The sequence below is a fragment of the Enterobacter cloacae complex sp. FDA-CDC-AR_0164 genome (assembly GCF_003071645.1).
Taxonomy (GTDB): domain Bacteria; phylum Pseudomonadota; class Gammaproteobacteria; order Enterobacterales; family Enterobacteriaceae; genus Enterobacter; species Enterobacter ludwigii.
Genome location: NZ_CP028950.1, coordinates 3,562,793 through 3,584,776 on the forward strand (window position 1 = coordinate 3,562,793; position 21,984 = coordinate 3,584,776).

At 57.6% G+C, this 21,984-nt stretch carries 17 protein-coding genes; 11 read left to right on the forward strand and 6 right to left on the reverse strand.

Going from position 1 to position 21,984, the window contains the following annotated elements:
- Together sirB1 and kdsA are read left to right on the forward strand one after the other, a co-directional pair.
- Complete coding sequence (gene sirB1 / locus AM410_RS17650) at nucleotides 1-810, forward strand: invasion regulator SirB1 (protein WP_014170496.1); 810 nt, start codon at nucleotides 1-3, stop codon at nucleotides 808-810.
- 36 nt (nucleotides 811-846) lie between these two features.
- Nucleotides 847-1,701: a 3-deoxy-8-phosphooctulonate synthase gene (gene kdsA / locus AM410_RS17655; protein WP_014170494.1), complete on the forward strand. Its 855-nt coding sequence runs from the start codon at nucleotides 847-849 to the stop codon at nucleotides 1,699-1,701.
- Nucleotides 1,702-1,793: 92 nt separating this feature from the next.
- Here the strand turns inward: kdsA and chaA are convergent, their stop codons facing one another.
- On the reverse strand, nucleotides 1,794-2,888 hold the full coding sequence (gene chaA / locus AM410_RS17660; protein WP_020882349.1) for a sodium-potassium/proton antiporter ChaA: 1,095 nt from the start codon (nucleotides 2,886-2,888) through the stop codon (nucleotides 1,794-1,796).
- 269 nt (nucleotides 2,889-3,157) lie between these two features.
- On the opposite strand from chaA, the gene chaB reads away from it, so the two are divergent.
- The gene (chaB, locus tag AM410_RS17665; RefSeq protein WP_032680829.1) at nucleotides 3,158-3,388 is read left to right on the forward strand and encodes a putative cation transport regulator ChaB; all 231 of its coding nucleotides are present in this window, start codon (nucleotides 3,158-3,160) and stop codon (nucleotides 3,386-3,388) included.
- 177 nt (nucleotides 3,389-3,565) lie between these two features.
- Nucleotides 3,566-4,261, forward strand: coding sequence for a gamma-glutamylcyclotransferase (locus AM410_RS17670; RefSeq protein WP_020882351.1), 696 nt, complete (start codon nucleotides 3,566-3,568; stop codon nucleotides 4,259-4,261).
- A 40-nt stretch (nucleotides 4,262-4,301) separates the two neighbouring features.
- On the opposite strand, the gene AM410_RS17675 is transcribed toward AM410_RS17670, so the two are convergent.
- The 3 genes from AM410_RS17675 to AM410_RS17685 form a co-directional block, all read right to left on the reverse strand.
- The gene (locus AM410_RS17675; RefSeq protein WP_014170489.1) at nucleotides 4,302-4,541 is read right to left on the reverse strand and encodes a DUF1883 domain-containing protein; all 240 of its coding nucleotides are present in this window, start codon (nucleotides 4,539-4,541) and stop codon (nucleotides 4,302-4,304) included.
- Nucleotides 4,542-4,752: 211 nt separating this feature from the next.
- The gene (locus AM410_RS17680) at nucleotides 4,753-6,537 is read right to left on the reverse strand and encodes a methyl-accepting chemotaxis protein (protein WP_014170487.1); all 1,785 of its coding nucleotides are present in this window, start codon (nucleotides 6,535-6,537) and stop codon (nucleotides 4,753-4,755) included.
- Nucleotides 6,538-6,643: 106 nt separating this feature from the next.
- Nucleotides 6,644-6,997: a DsrE/DsrF/TusD sulfur relay family protein gene (locus AM410_RS17685; RefSeq protein ID WP_020882353.1), complete on the reverse strand. Its 354-nt coding sequence runs from the start codon at nucleotides 6,995-6,997 to the stop codon at nucleotides 6,644-6,646.
- Nucleotides 6,998-7,069: 72 nt separating this feature from the next.
- On the opposite strand from AM410_RS17685, the gene nasR reads away from it, so the two are divergent.
- The 7 genes from nasR (at nucleotide 7,070) to AM410_RS17725 (ending at nucleotide 19,387) form a co-directional block, all read left to right on the forward strand.
- Nucleotides 7,070-8,254: a nitrate regulatory protein NasR gene (gene nasR, locus AM410_RS17690; RefSeq protein ID WP_108648186.1), complete on the forward strand. Its 1,185-nt coding sequence runs from the start codon at nucleotides 7,070-7,072 to the stop codon at nucleotides 8,252-8,254.
- 228 nt (nucleotides 8,255-8,482) lie between these two features.
- Complete coding sequence (locus AM410_RS17700) at nucleotides 8,483-9,730, forward strand: CmpA/NrtA family ABC transporter substrate-binding protein (protein ID WP_083599687.1); 1,248 nt, start codon at nucleotides 8,483-8,485, stop codon at nucleotides 9,728-9,730.
- 2 nt (nucleotides 9,731-9,732) lie between these two features.
- Nucleotides 9,733-10,614, forward strand: a complete 882-nt coding sequence (gene ntrB / locus AM410_RS17705) for a nitrate ABC transporter permease (protein ID WP_073397387.1) — start codon at nucleotides 9,733-9,735, stop codon at nucleotides 10,612-10,614.
- A 9-nt stretch (nucleotides 10,615-10,623) separates the two neighbouring features.
- The gene (locus AM410_RS17710) at nucleotides 10,624-11,412 is read left to right on the forward strand and encodes an ABC transporter ATP-binding protein (RefSeq protein WP_014170481.1); all 789 of its coding nucleotides are present in this window, start codon (nucleotides 10,624-10,626) and stop codon (nucleotides 11,410-11,412) included.
- 11 nt (nucleotides 11,413-11,423) lie between these two features.
- Nucleotides 11,424-15,410 carry a nitrite reductase large subunit NirB gene (gene nirB, locus AM410_RS17715; RefSeq protein WP_073397386.1) on the forward strand — a complete coding sequence of 1,329 codons (3,987 nt, stop codon included), beginning with the start codon at nucleotides 11,424-11,426 and terminating at the stop codon, nucleotides 15,408-15,410.
- On the forward strand, nucleotides 15,407-17,905 hold the full coding sequence (locus AM410_RS17720; protein ID WP_073397382.1) for a nitrate reductase: 2,499 nt from the start codon (nucleotides 15,407-15,409) through the stop codon (nucleotides 17,903-17,905). The genes nirB and AM410_RS17720 overlap by 4 nt, the downstream gene beginning before the upstream one ends.
- A 75-nt stretch (nucleotides 17,906-17,980) precedes the next feature.
- Nucleotides 17,981-19,387 (forward strand): YchO/YchP family invasin, encoded by a 1,407-nt coding sequence (locus AM410_RS17725; protein ID WP_063156524.1) that lies wholly within the window; start codon nucleotides 17,981-17,983, stop codon nucleotides 19,385-19,387.
- Between the two features lie 3 nt (nucleotides 19,388-19,390).
- Here AM410_RS17725 and narL read toward each other — a convergent pair whose 3' ends face one another.
- Nucleotides 19,391-20,041, reverse strand: coding sequence for a two-component system response regulator NarL (narL, locus tag AM410_RS17730; RefSeq protein ID WP_003856701.1), 651 nt, complete (start codon nucleotides 20,039-20,041; stop codon nucleotides 19,391-19,393).
- Nucleotides 20,034-21,830, reverse strand: a complete 1,797-nt coding sequence (gene narX / locus AM410_RS17735; RefSeq protein ID WP_025203922.1) for a nitrate/nitrite two-component system sensor histidine kinase NarX — start codon at nucleotides 21,828-21,830, stop codon at nucleotides 20,034-20,036. Before narX ends, narL begins: the two co-directional genes overlap by 8 nt.
- Between the last annotated feature and the right edge of the window lie 154 nt (nucleotides 21,831-21,984).

Below are 21,984 nucleotides of genomic sequence, written 5' to 3' on the forward strand. Positions count from 1 at the left end.
ATGAGGTCCTTAGCCGATTTCGAATTTAATAAAGTGCCGCTTTGCGATGGCATGATCCTGATTTCGGAGATGATCCGCGACGATTTTACGTCGCAGTACGTCTACGAAGAGCTGGAGAATCTGGTCAGCCTGGCGCGTGAAGAGATCAATCAGGCGCGCCCGCAGGACTGGCAATTAGAGAAGCTGCTTGAGCTTTTCTACGGCGAATGGGGTTTCTGCGACACGCGTGGCGTGTATCGTCTGTCTGACGCACTATGGCTGGATCAGGTCTTAAAAAATCGTCAGGGCAGCGCGGTTGCGCTGGGTTCCATTTTGCTGTGGGTCGCGCATCGTCTGGATATTCCACTGGTGCCGGTCATTTTCCCGACGCAGATGATCCTGCGAGCGGAGTGGCTGGACGGTGAGATGTGGCTCATCAATCCGTTTAACGGCGATACGCTGGATGAGCATACGCTGGACGTCTGGTTAAAAGGCAATATCAGCCCGGTTGCCGAACTCTTTAATGAAGATCTCGATGAAGCGGATAACGCCGAGGTGATCCGTAAACTGCTGGATACGCTGAAATCTGCGCTGATGGAAGAGCGTCAGATGGAGCTGGCATTACGTGCCAGTGAAGTGCTGCTGCAGTTTAATCCGGAAGATCCGTACGAAATCCGCGATCGCGGGCTGATTTATGCCCAGCTTGATTGCGAGCATGTGGCGCTGAACGATCTGAATTATTTCGTTGAGCAATGCCCGGAAGACCCGATCAGCGAAATGATTCGTGCGCAGATCAACGCGATCTCGCACAAACAAATTACACTGCATTAATCTTAATTCCGATTCACACCTGAATAAGGCGATCCTATGAAACAAAAAGTGGTTAGCATTGGTGATATCAACGTGGCAAACGACCTGCCGTTCGTGCTGTTTGGCGGTATGAACGTGCTGGAATCCCGTGATCTCGCGATGCGTATCTGCGAGCACTACGTGACCGTGACCCAAAAACTGGGTATCCCGTACGTGTTTAAGGCCTCTTTTGACAAAGCCAACCGTTCCTCCATTCACTCTTACCGTGGCCCGGGCCTGGAAGAGGGGATGAAAATTTTCCAGGAACTGAAACAGACCTTTGGCGTGAAAGTGATCACCGACGTGCACGAAGCTTCTCAGGCGCAGCCTGTTGCGGACGTTGTCGACGTTATCCAGCTGCCGGCGTTCCTGGCGCGTCAGACGGACCTCGTGGAAGCGATGGCGAAAACTGGCGCAGTCATCAACGTGAAGAAACCTCAGTTCGTGAGCCCTGGCCAGATGGGTAACATCGTCGATAAATTTATCGAAGGCGGCAACGACAAAGTGATCCTGTGTGACCGTGGCGCAAACTTCGGTTACGACAACCTGGTCGTTGATATGCTCGGCTTCAGCGTGATGAAGAACGTGTCCAATCAGTCTCCGGTTATCTTCGATGTGACGCATGCGCTGCAGTGCCGCGACCCGTTTGGTGCAGCTTCTGGCGGCCGCCGTGCGCAGGTCACCGAGCTGGCGCGCGCCGGTATGGCGACTGGCCTGGCCGGTTTGTTCATTGAAGCGCACCCGGACCCGGACAACGCGAAGTGCGATGGCCCATCCGCATTGCCGCTGGCTAAACTGGAGCCGTTCCTGAAACAGATCAAAGCGATTGACGATCTGGTGAAGAGTTTCGACGAGCTGGATACCAGCCACTAATAAAAAAACCCGCTTCGGCGGGTTTTTTTTGGTTATTCCTCTCCCGATGGAAGAGGTGTCGGGTGTGGCCTCAGAGCCTCACCGAACAACGCTTAGGCAAATATCGTCATCAGATAGGCCACAAACAGCGCCATGTGCGCCGCGCCGTTCAGCACGTTGGTGCGCCCTGTTGAGAAGGATATCTGACACAGCAGCAGTGAAGCCACCATCACAATCATCTCTGGCGCACCCAGCGCAAACTGCAGCTCGTTACCGGTCATAAAGGCAATCAGCGTCACCACCGGCACGGTGAGTGAGATAGTCGCCAGGACCGAGCCAAAGAACAGATTCATTGCGCGTTGCACCTGATTGTTCAGCACCGCTCTCAGTGCCCCCAGCCCCTCAGGCGACAGGATAAGCAGCGCCACCAGGAAACCAGTAAACGCGACCGGGGCATTCAGCTCGGTTAACAGCGTCTCCAGCGGGTTGGCGTTCATTTTGGTCACGGCGATAACCGCAATCAGATGTACGATCAGCCAAACCGTATGCCACGCGCTGCTGTGAGCCGATGGCTTACCGTGATGCGGGTCGTCGCCGTCATCTTCATGTTCATAGACGAACAGGCTCTGGTGCGTTTTGGTCTGAATCAGCAGGAACACGCCGTACATCGCTGCGGAAATCAGCGCAACCAGCAGCGCCTGACCGGTTGAGAAGTTGGCTCCCGGCAATGCCATCGGGAAGACCAGCACAATAATCGCCAGCGGGAAAAGGGCAATCAGATACTGTTTTATGCCGAACAGATTCATGTACTGGGTCGCAAATTTGCGGCCGCCCAGTAACAGTGAAAAGCCCACCAGACCACCTGTCACAATCATAATGATGGAGTAGAGGGTGTCACGCATCAGGGTCGGTGCGGCGTCACCGGTCGCCATCAGCGCGGAAATCAGGCTGACTTCGAGGATAACCACCGAAAGGCTAAGAATTAACGAGCCGTAAGGCTCACCCAGGCGGTGGGCTAATACGTCCGCATGGCGAACAACGCTAAAGGCGCTGGTTAAGATACCCACCAGAGCAAGAATATTGATACCAACTACCACTGGCAGTGACTGACTGCTTCCCCAGAAGAGCAGCACAGCCAGTGCCAGGACCGGGAAAATGAGTGATGTCTCCTTGTGGCGGGTCTTTACCGCCTCGTGTGCTGCTGTCATGTGCTTCTCCATCAATGCAGGTGCTTGTAATTATAGATAGAATTTTCAGTCATTAAATTAACAGATCTCTGTTAAATACCCTTGATTTTTTACTCAATTTTACTGTTTGTAATGTTTTGGCTTCGTGGTGTTGATAATGTGGTGTGTTCTGTAATTAATCCTTTAATAACATAATATTAAAATTATCATTTACGCATAATTCTTAATTGACTGGCACCATGCCGTATCGTCGTCCACACTTATCTTTTTAACCAAAAGAGGGGTTAGCGATGCCATATAAAACGAAACGCGAATTACCAGACAGCGTGCAACACGTATTGCCCGCGCACGCGCAGGATATCTACAAAGAGGCCTTTAACAGCGCCTGGGATCAGTACAAAGATAAAGAAGATCGACGTGATGATGCCAGCCGTGAAGAGACCGCGCACAAAGTCGCCTGGGCCGCAGTAAAACATGAATATGAGAAAGGAGACGACGATAAATGGCATAAAAAGAAATAGCCGTGAAATCATTCGCTGCCTTCGTTTTGACTTTTCAGGCGGTTGAACTTCCGTTGTATTGCAACTGGCCCGTGAATTGCTTATCGTTACTCAACTGCTGGCAAAATGACCAGCACACAATGCCGGGAAGGCGGATTACAGATGTCGCAAGGAAGCATGCAGTGGCGGAGGTGGAAAGTGTTAACGCGTGATTTCTTAATGAAGGCAGATTGTAAGACGGCATTTGGTGCTATTGAGGAATCGCTTCTCTGGTCAGCTGAACAACGTGCGGCGTCGCTCGCTGCCACGCTGGCGTGCCGCCCGGATGATGGCCCGGTATGGATTTTTGGCTACGGTTCGCTGATGTGGAACCCGGCTCTCGAATTTGTCGAATCGGCAACAGGCACACTTCCTGGCTGGCATCGCGCATTTTGTTTGCGCCTGACGGCCGGTCGAGGTAGCGCGTGTCAGCCTGGACGCATGCTTGCACTAAAAGAAGGCGGACGCACCACGGGGGTGGCCTACCGTCTGCCGGATGCAACGCTGGAAGACGAACTGACGCTGCTGTGGAAGCGCGAGATGATCACCGGCTGCTATATGCCGAGCTGGTGCAAGCTGGAACTCGATGACGGACGTACCGTTAACGCGCTGGTGTTTATTATGGATCCGCGCCATCCGCTGTATGAAGCGGATACCCGCACGCAGGTCATTGCCCCGTTGATCGCTGCCGCCAGTGGACCGCTGGGCACCAACGCGCAGTATCTCTTTTCGCTCGACCAGGAGCTGACGCGCCTCGGCATGAAGGACGATTGTCTGAATGAGCTGGTGGTGAAGGTGAAAGCGCTGCTGGAAGGGAACCCGCTGAATAATACGCTGCGTCCCGGTTTTGCCTGAGAATGCGCCCGGCTGCGTGAGCAGACCGGGCGTTTGTGACTTATGCAGCAACGTAGCTTACGGAATGCTCCAGTGACTGGCTATGGCTGTCAATCAGGACATCCCACGTGCCGGTGTACGGCACGGTAAGCCATGCCTTGTCATCCTGCACGGTCAGGATATCCGCCTGCGAGTGTTGTTGTGCTTTCGAACTCATCAAATGAATGCGGCATCGCTCAGAACACCGTACAACGACCGTATCCCCGCCAAACAATTTCAAACTTGTTTTTACCAGTGCCATTTTTTACCCCGTAGTCTTAAACAACGCTCTCCCTGCTGCCATATCCGAGCGTGATATTGTTCACAATTCACTCATGGCATAACACCAAAGGGGAAGGGTGAGGATGCTGACTTTGATCAAAAAATGGCGTAACGATTAAACAAAAATGACAAAATTCCTGAAAATTTACTCTGGCGCGCGTTTTGCCCGGTGAACGCGCGCCACCCTAAAATTAAATGCGGAAATGCCCGGCAGTTTCAGCAAGGTCGCCCGCCTGGCTCTGCAGCGCGCCGGCTGCAGCCGCAGATTGCACCACCAGTTCGGCGTTCTGCTGAACCATTCTGTCCAGATGGGTCACCGCATGGTTAATCTCCTGGATACCTTTCATCTGCTCGCTGGTGGCGATGGAGATTTCACGCATGATGCCCGACACGCTACCGATGCTGGAGCGGATTTCGTTCATGCTTTCCCCGGCCAGATGAACGTAGCGGGAGCCGGTGGCCACGCTGTTGGTGGTGGAATCGATAAGCGTTTTAATCTCTTTCGCCGCCTGCGCGCTGCGGCTGGCCAGATTACGTACCTCGCCGGCCACCACGGCAAACCCACGGCCTTGCTCACCGGCGCGTGCGGCTTCCACCGAGGCGTTCAGCGCCAGGATATTGGTCTGGAAGGCAATCCCGTCAATCACGCTGGTGATGTCGCCAATCTTCGCGGAAGCCACTTCAATGGACTGCATGGTGCTGATGGCCTGCGATACCACCTCGCCACCGCGAGCCGCCGCCGCAGAGGCCTTACTCGCCTGGTCATTGGCTTCAGCCGCAGACTCGTTCGACTGGGTTACCGACGCGGTGATCTCTTCCACGGCGCTGGCCGTTTCGCGAAGGCTGGAGGCGGCCTGCTCGGTACGCCCTGAGAGGTCCTGGTTACCTGCCGCAATTTCCCGCGCGGCGTTTTTCACCGATGCGCTGGCATCACGCAGTTGTACCATCACCACCGAGAGCTTGTCGCTGAAGGCGTTAAACGCCTGCGCTATCTGCGCCACTTCGTCATCGCCGCTGTCCGGCAGGCGTTGCGACAGATCGTTAGTGCCGTTCGCAATGTTATGCATCGCATCGCGAATGTCAGACAGGCGCTTCAGCAGACGCGCAATCAGGAAGTGAACAATGGCGCCGCTGAGTAAGGCCAGGATCACCAGCGAGATGGCCGAGGCTTTCAGCAGCGAGCGCATTCCGGAGGTGGCATCGCCTGTGTCCAGGGCAACAACCAGCATCCAGTTCGTACCCGGCACGGCGGTTGCCACGAAGGTTTTTTCGGCGCCATTGAAGGTCCCGTTTACCGGGTTTCCGCTTTTCAGCGCCGCAAAGTCGATGCCTTTGAGGGTTTCGGCGAACGGTTTAAGCGTCAGGGCAGGGTCGCTGGCGGCAATGACGGTGCCATCGCTATTCAGCAGCAGCCCGCTGCTTGCCGGGGTTGGGTGGATCCCGCGCACATTAGCAACAACGCTGTCCATCGCCACATCGCCAGCCACCACGGCTTTCAGGGTACCGTTTTCTTTCACCGGCACGGCAAACGTCACCACCAGTTTTCCGCTACCGGCGTCAACATATGGCGCGGTCACGACCGGGCTATCCTGGCTTACGACCTGCTGATACCAGGGACGGATCGTGGGGTCATAATCCGCCGGTACGCCCGCTGGTTCAGAGAATTTCGCCGTTTTGCTGGCATAGCCAACGTATACGTTAGTGAACCCACCCGCCTGGGCAAGCTGTTTAAAGACCGGAACCGGATCGTCACTGAGCGCAACGGTTTGTGCGGAGGCGATAACCGTCATTTTGCTCTTCACCCAGTCCGCAATCGCCATGTTATGGCTGGCGCTGGTGCTGGTCAGGATGTCACGCTGCGACTGCTGGTTATCCTGACGTGTGACCTGAAAATTGATGACAGTATTAAGAAGAAGGGCGACGACCAGACAACCTGTCGTCGCGGCAATGATGCGTGCACGAATGGATCTGAACATAAGTGAAATACCTGCTGTGTTGTTTCCATGCCTATCGGCAACCCTGCAGGTAAACTTGATGCTGAAACCGCGTCCATAAGAAAATAATATTTTTACGGGTTTATTATTAAAAAGTTAATACTTTATCGGCGCGCAGAGTCCACTCGGCCAGTTCAACGAGCGTGCCGATTTCCACACCTTCAATCAGCGGCAATCCGGTGATACCGCGCCCATCGGTGCAGGTCTTGCACAGTTTGACCGGAACGTTTTGCGCGGTCAGGATCTCCAGCATCTGCTGGATGTTGTAACCTTCTGCCGGTTTTTGTCCCTTCAGCCCGGCGGTGACCGCATCCGACATTAAAAAGAGCCGTAACTCCAGTTCACTCTCTTTATCACGTAGCGCGATCGCCAGACGCAGGCTGTTAAAAAGGGATTCGCTGCCGTAAGCCGCACCGTTGGCGACGATAACAATCTTCTGCATGTTGACTCCTGTTCTTTTAAAGGCACGAATATTGCTTAGCTATCCAGGGTTTCGCTGTCCGGGAGAGTAAGCATGACATTAATGGCTGGCATTTCGCCAGGTGCGACCGAATGGCTCCAGCGTGCAAGGTCGATGCGCCGGGAGCAACTGAGCAGGCTGGCACAGCTTGGCGTGCTGGTTAATGCCATCAGCTTGCTGGTGCATATGCTGCAGTGCGAGCGTGGAGCCTCTAACGTCTGGCTCTGCTCACAGGGTAAGCTGTACGCTGCCGAATGCAAAGCGAGCCGGGCGCTGGTAAATGAAAACCTCACTGCGCTTTATGACGTTCTGGATAATCACTCCCCGTTCCAGGGCAGCGGCGTGTGCGAACGTATAGCCGCCGCGCTGCTCAGTCTGGATAACCTGTCAGCCCTTCGTGACGGCGTTATTCAGCAAACCATCACGGCCCCGCAGGCGATGGATCACTATTGTCGCATCCTGCGTCATCTGCTCAGTATCGTACCGCAGCTTAATGACAGCATTGACGATCCGCAAATCGCAGGCCGTTTTGTCGCGCTTTATAGCCTGATGCAGGGTAAAGAGCTGGCGGGACAAGAGCGGGCGCTGGGCGCCATTGGCTTCACGCAGGGCTATTTTGACGATGGCATCCGTCAGCGGCTGGTGGACCGGATTGACGGACAGCAGGCCTGCTTCGAGATTTTCATGACCCACAGCACGGCGGATGTGCAAACCACCTTTTCCCAGAATTGCCAGCCTGAACGTGAGACGGAGCAACTGAGGCGCGTGGCCTGTACCCGCCAGCCAGCCGCTGACAATGGCCATACCGCGCTGGCCTGGTTTGCTCTGCAAACGGCACGCCTTGAGCATCTGCGCACCCTGGAGGAGATGGTTATCGCCGATCTGATGATCGCGGTGGACGAGCGTATCCATCGACAGGAGGAGTACACGCTCCCGGCTGAGGAGCAGGACGATCCGCTGGCCTCTTACCCGGATAAGCCCTTGTTAACCCTGGTTCGCCAGCAGGCGCGCGAGATAGAACAGCTTTCCCGTCAGCTCGCGTCACTGCGCGATACGCTCGAAGAACGCAAAACCATCGATAAAGCGAAAAGCGTACTGATGACCCATCAAAAGATGAGTGAGGAACAGGCATGGACGGCGCTGCGTAAAATGGCGATGGACAAAAATCAGCGCATGGTAGATATCGCCCGCGCGTTGCTCACCGTGAAGAGCTTGTGGCAGGTAACCCCTAAGGAGTAGCTGCACAATCAGTGGGCATTTAGTGCCTGATTGAGGTGCGCAGTCGTGGGGAATTCCCGGTAAACGCCCGGAAAACAGGGCAGTAAAACCTGGCATTCCCTTTGCATTATCTGATTAACCATTTTTGACGGTGCGCCAACGGCGGTGCATCTGTCTTCGGGATAAAGGCGTCCAGCGGTGCTTCGGCACGGGTGGGCGCTTTTTTTTGTCTTTTTTTCAGGAGTGGTCATGGCGGATTTGTCGAGACGGCGGTTTTTACAGGCCAGCATGCTGGCGAGCGGCGCCATGTTGTTACCGGGCGTCATGCAGGCCGCGTGGGCGGCAGGCTCGGATAAACCGGAGGAGGAGACGGTGCGCATCGGGTTTATACCGTTAACCGACTGCGCGCCGGTGGTTATCGCGGCGCTGAAGGGGTTTGATAAAAAATATGGCATCACCATCGTGCCAACCAAAGAGGCAAGCTGGGCAGCCGTGCGCGATAAGCTGGTGGCCGGCGAACTGGACGCCGCCCACATTCTTTACGGCCTGCTGTACGGGCTGGAGCTGGGGCTTGCCGGTAAGCCACAGCAGATGGCAAACCTGATGACCCTGAACCAGAACGGTCAGGCCATCACGCTCTCCAGCGATCTGGCCGAGAAGGGTGTTCGCGATCTCGACGGGCTGAAAACGCTGATTGGGCAGCAGGCACCGGGCACTTACACCTTCGCACACACTTTCCCGACCGGTACGCATGCGATGTGGCTGTACTACTGGCTGGCCAGCGCGGGCATTAATCCGTTCGATGACGTCCGGACCGTGGTTGTGCCGCCGCCGCAAATGGTGATGAACATGCGGATTGGCAACATGGTCGGCTTTTGCGTTGGTGAGCCGTGGAATGCGCGCGCCATTAACGACCGCATCGGGTTTACCGCCGCAACGTCCCAGTCGATCTGGGCCGATCATCCGGAAAAAATTCTTGGCACACGTCGCGACTGGGTGGAGAAAAACCCGAACACCGCGCGGGCGCTGGTGAGTGCGGTACTGGAAGCCGCACGCTGGATCGATGCATCACCAGACAACAAACGTGAGACCGCCCAAATCCTCTCTCGCCGGGCGTGGCTGAACACCAAAGAGCAGTATCTCACCGGACGGATGCTGGGAGAGTACGACAACGGGCTTGGCCAGCGCTGGCAGGATGCGCATCCGATCCGTTTCTTCAACGAGGGTGCCGTCAGCTATCCGTATCTCTCCGACGGGATGTGGTTTTTAACCCAGTTCCGCCGCTGGGGCTTGCTCAAATCGGCGCCGGATTATGCCGCCATCGCGCAGCGCATTAACCAGACCTCGGTCTGGCAGGATGCCGCCACGGCGGTGGGAGGCATATCCACCCCGTCATCACCGTATCGCAGCAGCACCCTGATGGACGGTACCGTCTGGAACGGTACCGATCCGGACGGTTACGCCAACCGCTTCGCTATTCACCGTAAAGGGGCCTGATTATGCAGCATCTGCACAGCACGAAATCGAAAGACGAGACGCCGGCGAGCGGGGAAGTGATTACCCTCCCTCCGGTACAGGTTCGCCGCCGCGCACCGACGTTCACGCGACGGATGAATGACCTTCTGCAGCGCGTGATTCCGGCGCTACTGGGGCTCGGGTTACTGGTGTTGCTCTGGCAACTGGCCGCGATCAACAGCAAAGGGTTCCCGACGCCGCTCAGCACGCTGGATTCCGCATTAACGCTCTTCGCTGACCCGTTTTACCGCGACGGGCCAAACGATATGGGTATCGGCTGGAACGTGCTCGCTTCGCTGCAGCGCGTGGCGGTGGGCTTTGGTCTGGCGGCGCTCGCGGGGATCCCGCTCGGTTTCCTGATCGGTCGCTTCACCTTTTGTTCGCGCATGTTCAGCCCGTTGATTGCACTGTTACGCCCGGTCAGTCCTTTAGCCTGGTTGCCTATCGGCCTGCTGCTGTTCCAGAAAGCGGAGCCCGCCTCCAACTGGACCATTTTTATCTGCTCAATATGGCCAATGGTGATTAACACCGCTGAAGGGGTACGTCGTATTCCGCAGGATTACCTTAACGTTGCCCGCGTGCTGCAGCTCTCCGAGTGGACCATCATGCGGCGGATCCTCTTCCCGGCCGTGCTGCCCGCGGTGCTGACCGGGGTTCGCCTCTCGATTGGCATCGCCTGGCTGGTCATTGTCGCCGCCGAGATGCTCACCGGTGGGCTGGGGATCGGCTTCTGGATCTGGAATGAGTGGAACAACCTCAACGTCGAAAACATTCTCATTGCCATCGTCATCATTGGCGTGGTCGGGTTGCTGCTGGAGCAGGGGCTGATGCTGATCGCCCGTCGCTTTAGCTGGCAGGAAAAATAAGGAGCGAAGATGAAACCATTAATTCAGGTCCAGGCCGTGAGCCAGCGTTTTTCTACCGCCAGCGGCGAGTTTCTGGCGCTGCAGAACGTCTCTTTTGATATTCACGAAGGCGAAACCGTGAGCCTGATTGGCCACTCCGGGTGCGGCAAATCGACGTTGCTGAACCTGATTGCCGGGATCACCCTGCCGACCGAAGGTGGGCTGATTTGCGATAACCGCGAAATCGCCGGGCCAGGACCGGAGCGTGCGGTGGTGTTTCAGAACCATTCTCTGCTGCCGTGGCTCACCTGCTTCGACAACGTTGCGCTGGCGGTGGATCAGGTCTTTCGCCGCACCATGAGCAAGGCGGAGCGCAAGGAGTGGATTGAACACAACCTCGATCGCGTCCAGATGGGGCATGCCCTGCATAAACGGCCTTCGGAAATCTCCGGCGGCATGAAACAGCGCGTTGGCATTGCCCGTGCGCTGGCGATGAAGCCTAAGGTCCTGCTGATGGATGAACCGTTTGGCGCGCTGGATGCGCTCACGCGCGCGCATCTGCAGGACTCGGTGATGCAAATCCAGCAGGCGCTGAACACCACCATCGTGCTTATCACCCACGATGTGGACGAGGCTGTGCTGCTTTCTGACCGGGTACTGATGATGACTAACGGCCCGGCGGCCACCGTCGGCGAGGTGCTGCACGTTGACCTGCCTCGCCCGCGCAATCGGGTTCAGCTGGCGGACGATAGCCGCTATCACCATATGCGTCAGCAGATCCTCCATTTCCTCTATGAAAAACAGCCTAAAGCGGCGTAACGGAGGCGGTGATGCGACTGATCGTTATCGGTAATGGGATGGCCGCAACACGGCTGATTGCCTCGCTGACCGAGCGTGCGCCCGGTCGCTTCACGATCACCGTGTTTGGCGAGGAGTCGGAACACGCTTACAACCGCATCATGCTCTCGCCGGTACTGGGCGGGGAAAAACAGGCGCAGCAGATCCGCCTGCAGGATGACGCCTGGTATCACGCACGGGGTGTGACGGTACGACGGGGCGAAAAGGTGCTCTCCGTGGATGTTGAGAAACGCGAGGTCCATACCACAGCAACCACGCTGGCCTGGGACGAACTGGTCTTTGCCACCGGGTCGACGCCTTTTGTACCCCCCATTCCGGGCGGTGACGCTCCGCATGTCTTCACCTTTCGTACGCTGGCTGATATCCGCGCGATTCAGGAGAACCCGGGGCCAGCTGTAGTGCTGGGCGGTGGGGTGCTCGGCGTCGAGGTCGCTGCGGCACTGACCCGGTCTTGTGACAACGTCACGCTGGTGCATCGTGGTGCGTGGCTGATGGAACAGCAGCTCGATCGCCAGGCAGGCGTTTTGCTTGAAGAGGCGCTGGCGGAGCGCGGCGTTCGCTGCGAACTGTCATCGGGAATGACCGCCATTGCGGCGGATGCCGTGACGTTACACAACGGACGCAAGATTAACGCCTCTCGCGTGGTGCTGGCGACCGGCGTGCAGCCCAATGTCGCACTGGCAAAAGCCAGCGGCATTCACTGTGTCCGCGGCATTGTGGTTAACCACCAGATGCAGACCTCAGTCCCGGCGATCAGCGCCATCGGTGAGTGCTGTGAAATCGACGGCCAGACGTTCGGCCTGGTTGCACCTTGCCTGGCGCAGGCAGATATCCTCGCCGCCCGGCTGGCTGGGGAGGCTAGCACGCCATTTGCCCTGACCGACAGCGGCATGCGCCTCAAAGTGCCCGGTGTGGAGTTGTTCAGCGCCGGGCGAGCAGAGGTTCTGCCGGACGATGTGGTCTGGAGCGCCTGGGATCCGCTGACCCGTCACTATCGCCGTTTGTTACTGCATCGCGGTGCGCTTGCTGGCGTGCTGCTGATGGGGGATTGCCGCAACGCGGCAACATTCACCGATTTACTGGCAACGGCTGCACCCGCCCACGCGGACTGGCTGTTCAATCGATTCACTACGCAACCGCAGGTTGCAGGACAAAACGCTATGACAAAACCTACGCTGGTGGTGGTTGGACACGGTATGGTCGGCCATCATTTTCTCGAAGACTGTGTGAAGCGCAATTTGCACCGGCAGTACCAGATTATCGTTTTTGGCGAAGAGCGCTATGCCGCCTACGATCGTGTGCATTTGTCAGAGTATTTTGGCGGACGAAGCGCAGAATCGCTCTCGCTGGTGGACGGTGATTTCTTTGCTGAACACGGCATTGAGCTTCGCCTCTCGCAGCAAATTGTGAGTATCGATCGCGACGCACACGTCGTGTGTACCGCCAGTGGGCATGAAACCCACTGGGACAAACTGGTGCTGGCGACCGGCTCGTACCCGTTTGTGCCTCCGGTACCGGGCAGCACGCTGCCGGGCTGCTTTGTTTACCGTACGCTGGACGACCTGGATAACATCGCCGCGCAGGCAAAGCAATCCCGTCGCGGGGTGGTCATTGGCGGTGGCCTGCTGGGACTGGAAGCCGCGAATGCCCTGAAACAGCTGGGCCTGGAAACGCATGTCGTGGAGTTTGCGCCACACCTGATGGCGGTACAACTCGACAACGACGGCGCGGCCATGCTGCGCAAAAAAATCGAAGCGATCGGCGTGGGCGTTCACACCAGCAAAGCCACCACCGACATCGTCTCTGCGAACGGCGGGCTGGTGATGCGCTTTGCGGACGGTGAACAGCTGGAAACTGACATCGTGGTCTTCTCTGCAGGTATTCGCCCGCAGGATGCACTGGGGCGCAGCAGTGGCCTGGTGACCGGAGAGCGCGGCGGGATTTGCATTGATAACCAGTGCCAGACTTCCGATAAAGACGTGTTCGCTATCGGCGAATGTGCGCTGTGGGAGGGTAAAATTTTTGGCCTGGTCGCCCCGGGTTATCAGATGGCGCGGGTGGCATCGGCCACGCTGGCGGGAGAGGCGAGCGCCTTTACCGGGGCTGACATGAGCACCAAACTGAAGCTGCTGGGGGTAGATGTGGCCTCGTTTGGCGATGCCCATGGAAGAACGCCCGGCGCGCTAAGCTATCAATGGACGCATGGTCCGCAACAAATCTATAAAAAGATCGTGGTCAGTGAGGACAATAAAACCCTGTTGGGCGGCGTACTGGTGGGGGATGCCAGCGAATATGCGACCCTGGTGCAGATGATGCTCAACGGCATAGCGCTACCCAAAGAGCCTGAAACGCTGATTTTACCTTCCTTCGCCGGGAGCGCGCCAAAAGCCCTCGGCGTGGCGGCACTGCCTGACAGTGCGCAGATCTGCTCCTGCCATAACGTCAGCAAAGGTGATATCTGTCAGGCGGTAAGTGCCGGTGCCGCGGATATTGGAGCCATAAAACAGTGCACCAAAGCCGCGACCGGTTGCGGAGGATGCAGCGCGCTGGTGAAACAGGTGATGGAGTACCAGCTTGCGGAGCAGGGCGTGGAGGTAAAAAAGGACATCTGCGAACACTTCCCGTGGTCGCGTCAGGAAATCTATCACCTGGTGCGCGTCAATCATATTCGTACCTTCGACCAGCTTATCAGCCGTTACGGGCAGGGGCACGGTTGCGAAATCTGTAAACCGCTGGTGGGGTCAGTGCTCGCCTCCTGCTGGAATGAGTACCTGCTGAAACCGGCACATCTGCCGCTGCAGGACACCAACGACCGTTATTTTGCCAATATTCAGAAAGACGGGACGTACTCCATCGTGCCCCGGATGCCTGCAGGGGAAGTGTCGGCCGACGGCTTGATAGCTATCGGCCAGATCGCCAAACGCTACCAGCTGTACAGCAAAATCACGGGCGGACAGCGTATCGACCTCTTTGGCGCCACGCTCGACCAGCTGCCGGCGATCTGGCAGGCGCTGGTGGAGGCCGGATTTGAGACCGGTCACGCGTACGGTAAATCCCTGCGCACGGTGAAATCCTGCGTCGGGTCGACCTGGTGCCGCTATGGCGTGCAAGATTCAACGCGTCTCGCGGTCACGCTTGAGCACCGCTATAAAGGCTTACGCGCGCCGCACAAAATTAAAATGGCCGTGTCCGGTTGTACCCGTGAATGTGCGGAGGCTCAGAGCAAGGACGTGGGCGTCATTGCGACCGACAAAGGCTGGAACCTTTATCTCTGCGGTAACGGCGGCATGAAACCGCGCCATGCGGATCTCTTTGCCAGCGATCTGGATGACGAGACGCTGATCCGCACCGTCGACCGTTTCCTGATGTTCTACATCCGCACGGCGGATCGCCTGCAGCGTACCAGTACGTGGATGGACAATCTGGAAGGGGGGATCGACTACCTGCGCGAGGTGATTCTTCACGACAGCCTGGGCATTGCGCACGAGCTGGAACAGGAGATGGCCCGCGTGGTGGAAACCTACCAGTGTGAATGGCAGACCACGCTTAACGATCCGAGCCGCCTGGCGCTGTTCCGTACCGAAGTGAACCGTCAGCCGGTGGAAGAGAATAAACGCTGGCAAGCGGTCTGCGCTATCGATGAGATCCCTGAGCAGGCGGGGATCGGCGCCCGGCTGGGGCGAAAACCGATTGCGCTTTTCCGCTTTGGTCAATCTGTCTATGCCCTCGACGACCTCGAGCCGGGCAGCACAGCAAACGTGCTTTCACGCGGTATTCTCGGCGATGCTGCCGGCGAGCCGGTGGTCATCTCTCCGATCTATAAGCAGCGTATCCGTCTGCGCGACGGCTGTCAGGTCGATAACGGGGAACCTGCGGTGCGCGCCTGGCCGGTGAAAATAGAAAACGGTCAGGTGTGGGTCGGGAACGACGCGCAGATCTTGCGTGCGGAGGCGTCATGAATGAAACCCGAACGACGTGCCCTTACTGCGGGGTGGGTTGCGGCGTGATCGCAACGGTAGAGGGTGAGAAGGTTACCGTGCGCGGAGATGAACGACATCCCGCCAGTTTTGGACGCCTGTGCGTTAAAGGCTCGGCATTAGGCGAAACGACCGGTCTGCAGGGGCGATTGCTGCACCCGGTGGTCGACGGGCAGGAGGTGGAATGGTCCCGGGCGCTGGCGGCGGCTGGTGAACGGCTGCAGACCATCATCGACACCTGGGGACCACAGGCGGTGGCGTTTTACGCCTCCGGCCAGCTGCTGACCGAGGACTATTACGCCGCCAATAAGCTGATGAAAGGGTTTATTGGTGCGGCAAACATTGATACCAACTCGCGGCTCTGTATGTCGTCCGCGGTGACGGGCTACAAGCGCGCGTTTGGTGAAGATGTGGTGCCGTGTAGCTATGAGGATGTGGAAAACAGCGATGTGGTGGTGCTGGTCGGGTCGAATGCGGCATGGACCCATCCGGTGCTGTATCAGCGGCTGGTACAGGCGCGCCAGAACAACCCTGCGATGAAAGTTGTGGTTATCGATCCGCGCAAAACGGCCACCTGCGATATTGCTGACCTGCATCTGGCGCTTACGCCCGGCAGTGACGCCGGGCTGTTTGTCGGTTTACTCAATCTGATTCAGGGAACCGACGCGTGGCCCATCGCCCGGGTGGCTGAGTTTTGTGGCCTCTCAACCGAGGACGTGGGGACCTTCTACGACTGGTTTGTGACTGCGCCGCGGGCCATCACGCTCTACACCATGGGCATTAATCAGTCCTCAAGCGGCAGCGACAAGTGTAATGCCATCATCAACGTTCATCTGGCCAGCGGAAAATTCGCCCGTCAGGGTTGCGGACCGTTTTCGCTGACCGGACAGCCTAACGCGATGGGGGGGCGGGAGGTGGGTGGGCTGGCGAACCAGCTTGCTGCTCACATGAATTTCGAGCCGGAGTCTCTTTCGCGGGTGGCGCGTTTCTGGGGGACGGAAAGACTGGCCCAGACGCCGGGCCTGATGGCGGTGGAGTTGTTTGATGCGATCGCCCGCGGCGAAGTGAAAGCGGTGTGGATCATGGGTACCAATCCTGCCGTCTCGCTGCCGGACAGCCACGCAGTGTGCCAGGCGCTGGAACATTGCCCGCTGGTGATTGTCTCCGAGGTGATGCAGGAGACCGACACCAGCCGCTATGCCCATATCCGCTTCCCGGTGCAGGCGTGGGGGGAGAAAGACGGTACGGTAACCAATTCCGAGCGGCGTATTTCGCGCCAGCGCGCCTTTTTGCCGGCGCCAGGCGAGACCAAACCGGACTGGTGGGTCATCGCCCGGGTGGCACAGGCGCTGGGCTTTGGTGAAGCCTTCGCCTGGGAACATCCGCAGCAAATTTTTTGTGAGCATGCAGCGCTCTCGGCCTTTGAAAATGACGGTGCGCGGGCGTTTAACCTTCATGAACTGGCGTCACTTACCCGTGAGGAATGGGACCGGCTTGAGCCTTATCAGTGGCCAGCGGGGGCCTTTGCGCGTCGGGAAATTGTGCCGGTAGAGCCTCAGCCACACGGTGCGGCAATAAACGCACTATACCCGCTGATTCTCAATACCGGACGTATCCGCGATCAGTGGCACACCATGACCCGGACGGGGTACGTCCCGAAACTGATGCAGCATAGTGCTGAGCCGTGTGTTGAGATCGGCGCCGCCGATGCCATACGCTTCTCACTGTACGACGGACAGCTGGCGCGCATCAGCTCTCCGCGTGGGGTGATGCTGGCAAGAGTGCGCATCACTGACGGGCAGCGAGAAGGTGAGCTGTTTGTGCCAATGCACTGGAATGCCCAGTTTGCCCGCCAGGGGAAGGTGAATGCGCTGGTGGAAGGGCGCTGTGACCCGCTGTCCGGTCAGCCCGAGAGTAAACAGACGTCCGTCAGGATTATGCCCTGGCAGCCGGGCTGGCAGGGTGAGCTTTATGCCCGTGAACTGCCGGAGCTTCCCCCCTCTGTCTGCTGGTGGCGTAAAGTCTCACGTCTGACGGTGGCGGGGGATAAGCCGTTGCTGGCGTGGGTTATGCAGTACGCCAGTGAACGGGGCTGGCAGCTGCAGGTCGCGCAGACCAGCGAGCGCAGCAGCGTACTGGCCTGGCATGACGGACAACTGATGCTCGGGTTCTGGGAAGGCACTGCGTTACCGACACTGGCGCACGCGGTAATTGAAGCCGCGTTTCGTTCACCTCCCGTGACGCTTGCTGAGCGCCACGCGTTGTTGAATGGACAGGGAACCGGGGACAGTGTCGATCCGGGCCGGATCATCTGCAGCTGTTTCAGCGTGGGGGAAACCGTCATACGCGAGGCGATTGGGGGAGGGTGTGATTCCGTCGCGGCGCTGGGTGCCAGGCTGCGCTGCGGAACGAACTGCGGCTCCTGTGTGCCTGAACTAAAAACAATGTTTCAGGATATTCCGGAAAATTCCTCTTAAGGCTGCAAAACGTGAGGAATAACGGTAAGGTACCCGGTGTTCTCACGTAAGCATCGGGTATTTCTTACGACGTTAATGGCTGTTTCATCTCATCTTCGTTTGCTTGCTTTACTCCCCCTCATTCCGGTCGGAGCCGTTCACGGTGCGCCGAATTCCTTTGTGCAACAGGCACAGAACCCCTTTGATAACAACGGGGATAATCTGCCCGATCTCGGCATGGCGGCGCCCACGACCGAGGGCGAAAAACATCTGGCAGAAATGGCGAAAGCGTTTGGCGAAGCCAGTATGACCGATAACGGCCTGACGACAGGCGAGCAGGCGCGTCAGTTTGCCTTTGGCAAGGTGCGTGACGCGGTGAGCGGCGAAGTGAACCAGCATATTGAATCCTGGCTTTCGCCGTGGGGGAATGCCAGCGTGAACTTGCTGGTGGATGACGACGGCAAATTTAACGGCAGCAGCGGCAGCTGGTTTATTCCGTGGAACGATAACAACCGTTATCTGAGCTGGAGCCAGCTTGGCCTGACGCAGCAGACTGACGGTCTGGTGAGCAATGCCGGCATTGGGCAGCGCTGGGTTGCCGGAAAATGGTTGCTCGGCTACAACACCTTTTACGACAACCTGCTGGATGAAAACCTGCAGCGTGCCGGGTTAGGTGCGGAAGTGTGGGGCGAGAACCTGCGTCTGTCTGCGAACTATTATCAGCCCTTTGCCGGCTGGCGCGATCGCTCCGACATTCAGGAACAACGTATGGCCCGGGGGTACGACGTGACCGCTAAAGCGTGGTTGCCGTGGTTCCATCACCTGAATACCAGCGTCAGTTTTGAGCAATATTTTGGTGATAACGTTGACCTGTTCAACAGCGGTACCGGTTATCACAACCCGGTGGCGGTCAATCTTGGGCTGAATTATACCCCCGTTCCGCTGGTGACCCTCACCGCCGGGCATAAGCAAGGGGAGAGTGGGGTGAGCCAGAATAATCTTGGCCTCAAGCTCAACTACCGCTTTGGCGTGCCGCTGGTGAAGCAACTTTCTGCCAGTGAAGTCGCCGCCACCCGTTCTCTGCGCGGCAGTCGCTATGATTCGCCAGAGCGGGATAACCTGCCGGTGATGGAGTTCCGCCAGAGCAAAACGTTGTCCGTCTACCTGGCGACACCGCCGTGGGATCTTAAAGGGGGCGAAACCGTGATGCTTAAGCTGCAGATCCGCAGTAAGCACGGGATTCGCCAGCTGCACTGGCAGGGAGATACGCAGGCGCTGAGTCTGACATCGCCGGCCAACAATACCAGCGAAGACGGCTGGAGCGTGATTATGCCTGCCTGGGATGACAGTGAGGGCGCGAGCAACCGCTGGCGGCTTTCGGTGGTGGTAGAAGATAATGATGGCAAGCGCGTCTCGTCCAATGAGATCACGCTGGCTGTGGCGCAACCGCTTGTGGCATTATCCACCGACGATCCGCGCTGGAAGCTGCTGCCGGATGAGTAATGCTTAAAAAATACGTTCCTGGTGTACCCATACCGCGGCTTCAACCCGGGATTTTAACTTCATTTTCTTCAGCATATGTTTCACATGCACTTTGACCGTGCTTTCGGTGATATCCAGGCGACGCGCAATCATTTTATTCGGCAGGCCCTGGGCAATCAGCTTCAGAATATCGCGCTCACGCGGCGTTAACTGGCTGACATCGCGATCCGAGGTGGCGCGGTTTGCCCGCAGGCTGGCGGCCAGCACCGGCGTTAAGGCTTCGCTCAGTACCATCTCACCCGCGGCGGCCTGTTGCAGGGCCTTGAGCAGATCTTCCGGCTCCATATCTTTCAGCAGGTAGCCGTCCGCGCCACGCTTGAGCGCCGTCACCACATCCTCTTCATGATTCGAGACGCTAAAAACCACTACGCGTCCGGAGAGCGATTTTTCCCGCAGCTTGTCGAGCGTTTCCAGACCGTTCATGCCCGGCATGTTGAGATCGAGCAGAATCAGATCGGGATCAAGCGATTCGGCAAGCTCAATGCCCTGTTCGCCATTGCTGGCTTCGCCAACGACGGTGATATCGGGTGCCATGCTGACCAGCTGTTTAACGCCAGTACGCAGCATCGGATGGTCGTCGATCAACAGGATGGATGCCGGTTCCTGATTAGTCATGGGTTTCTCCTTGAGCAGTTGTGAGCGGTTTTTCGGGAATAAAGGTGACCACGACTTCCGTGCCACCTGTCTCTCGCCGGCGAACCTGGCAATCACCGCGCAGGCTTTGGGCGCGGTCTCGCATGATAATTAAACCATAATGGTTAGTTCTTTCGGCATTTTCCGGCACGCCGCAGCCGTTGTCATGAACCGTGAGCCTGACCTGATTATCGTGCTGGCTGACGGTAACGGTGACCGCCGTCGCGTCAGCGTGTTTGAGCACGTTGCTCAGGGCTTCACGGGCGATCTGCAGTAGATGAATCGCCTGATGGGAGGGGACAAACCGCGGCGGCAGCTGATAATCAAGCTTCACCGGGAACCCCAGTCGGGCGCTAAATTCATGGCAGCTGGACTCCAGCGCGGGGCGCAGGCCAGGCTCGGTCAGCTGCAGGCGGAAGGTGGTTAATAGCTCGCGAAGCTGGATCCATGAGGTATTGAGTTCGTTGCGGATCTGGCTCAGCAGCTGTTTGTTGCTTTCCGGCATCTCCGCATCCTGCATCTGCAGACAGCTGACCTGCATTTTCATACAGGAGAGCGACTGGGCGATGGAGTCATGCAGTTCGCGCGCGATAGTCGCACGCTCTTCCATGACGATCAGCTGTTGTTGCTTTTCCTGATGGCGGTCGAGCGCCAGTGTAGCGGTCAGCTGCTCGACCAGCGTATCGACCAGCTGCTGCTGATCGTGGCTCAGATGCCGCCCGGCGGGCAGCGTGGCCAGCAAGATACCGTACTGGGTATGGCTGTCCGTCAGTCGCCACTTCAGCGTCGTACCGCCGGAGGTCAGGGGCGGCAAGCCTCGCGGGCAAAGATGACAGCCTTTGTCATCGCAGGACATGTCGGACTGACAGGTAAATTCCTGATGATTATCTTCATCTTCCACATCGTAGACCCGCAGCTCCAGGTCATGCAGCAAGGTCAGATTTTGCAGGCCATTCAGCACCGGCGAGAGGCGTTCACATAACGGCACCTGCATATGCAGACGACGATTGGCCTGCCACAGGAAGGAGAGGATTTCGTTTTTCTGCTCCAGCCCTGCCGTTTTCTCCTGCACGCGTTTTTCCAGCACGGCGTAGCTTTCGGAGAGTTCTTCCGACATGGTATTGAGCGCCTGGCCCAGCATCGCCATTTCATTACGCCCGCTGATATGTGTGCGCTGAGTAAAATCGCGTGCGGTTACCGCGCGGGCCATTGCCAGCAGCTGTTTCCAGGGGTTCAACAGCCGGGCGCGCAGCCAGAGGATGGTGAAAATCAGCAGCAGCCCCATAAACAACGCCATGGCGCGGTGAACCATCAGCACCCGGTCGATACGCAATTCTGTGGTCTGATCGAAAGAGGAGACCAGCGCGTCAATGCGCGACACAAAGCCCGCGACGTCCCGTGCCACGGTCTCAGTATTGCGCGCCTGTTTCAGACCAGGCTGAAGCTGGGTGTGCCAGTAGTTTTGCAGGGATTTAAGCTGTGATTCCTGCCCGTCACGGATGGCGGCGCGTTCCAGCTCCGGGCTGAACGCGGTACGCTCCATTTCGTCGATCAGAGGCTGATCGTCTTCCGTCAGCGGTACCGACGCCAGCAGGCGATAACTCTGCATGCGTAGAGAGCCTGCCTCGTTGATGGCATGCGCATTACCCTGTACGCCCTGTACCAGCCAGCCAGAAATCGCCATACCGGTCACACCGAGGGCGGTGGACAGCATAACGATCAGTGCCAACTGGTTAACCAGTGTTAGCGGAGATAAACATCTTTTTAACATAGAGTTGCCGGGCTCCTGACGTGGCCTGCTTGCAGGAATGGCGCTATTCTGGTGCATACCCAGGAGTATACCCATACCAATAAAGGATTACCCCTAAATTGCCAACGGAGTAAGCGGCAGGAGGAGGCGGTATCGGAGACGCTTCAGTGCCGTG

Coding starts and splice junctions, on each gene's coding strand:
- AM410_RS17720 (WP_073397382.1), top strand. CDS start 15,407: ATGAATGAAACCCGAACGACGTGCCCTTACTGCGGGGTGGGTTGCGGC.
- kdsA (WP_014170494.1), top strand. CDS start 847: ATGAAACAAAAAGTGGTTAGCATTGGTGATATCAACGTGGCAAACGAC.
- AM410_RS17710 (WP_014170481.1), top strand. CDS start 10,624: ATGAAACCATTAATTCAGGTCCAGGCCGTGAGCCAGCGTTTTTCTACC.
- AM410_RS17725 (WP_063156524.1), top strand. CDS start 17,981: ATGGCTGTTTCATCTCATCTTCGTTTGCTTGCTTTACTCCCCCTCATT.
- AM410_RS17680 (WP_014170487.1), bottom strand. CDS start 6,537: ATGTTCAGATCCATTCGTGCACGCATCATTGCCGCGACGACAGGTTGT.
- chaB (WP_032680829.1), top strand. CDS start 3,158: ATGCCATATAAAACGAAACGCGAATTACCAGACAGCGTGCAACACGTA.
- AM410_RS17700 (WP_083599687.1), top strand. CDS start 8,483: ATGGCGGATTTGTCGAGACGGCGGTTTTTACAGGCCAGCATGCTGGCG.
- chaA (WP_020882349.1), bottom strand. CDS start 2,888: ATGACAGCAGCACACGAGGCGGTAAAGACCCGCCACAAGGAGACATCA.
- narX (WP_025203922.1), bottom strand. CDS start 21,830: ATGTTAAAAAGATGTTTATCTCCGCTAACACTGGTTAACCAGTTGGCA.
- ntrB (WP_073397387.1), top strand. CDS start 9,733: ATGCAGCATCTGCACAGCACGAAATCGAAAGACGAGACGCCGGCGAGC.
- nasR (WP_108648186.1), top strand. CDS start 7,070: ATGACATTAATGGCTGGCATTTCGCCAGGTGCGACCGAATGGCTCCAG.
- sirB1 (WP_014170496.1), top strand. CDS start 1: ATGAGGTCCTTAGCCGATTTCGAATTTAATAAAGTGCCGCTTTGCGAT.
- AM410_RS17685 (WP_020882353.1), bottom strand. CDS start 6,997: ATGCAGAAGATTGTTATCGTCGCCAACGGTGCGGCTTACGGCAGCGAA.
- narL (WP_003856701.1), bottom strand. CDS start 20,041: ATGACTAATCAGGAACCGGCATCCATCCTGTTGATCGACGACCATCCG.
- nirB (WP_073397386.1), top strand. CDS start 11,424: ATGCGACTGATCGTTATCGGTAATGGGATGGCCGCAACACGGCTGATT.
- AM410_RS17675 (WP_014170489.1), bottom strand. CDS start 4,541: ATGGCACTGGTAAAAACAAGTTTGAAATTGTTTGGCGGGGATACGGTC.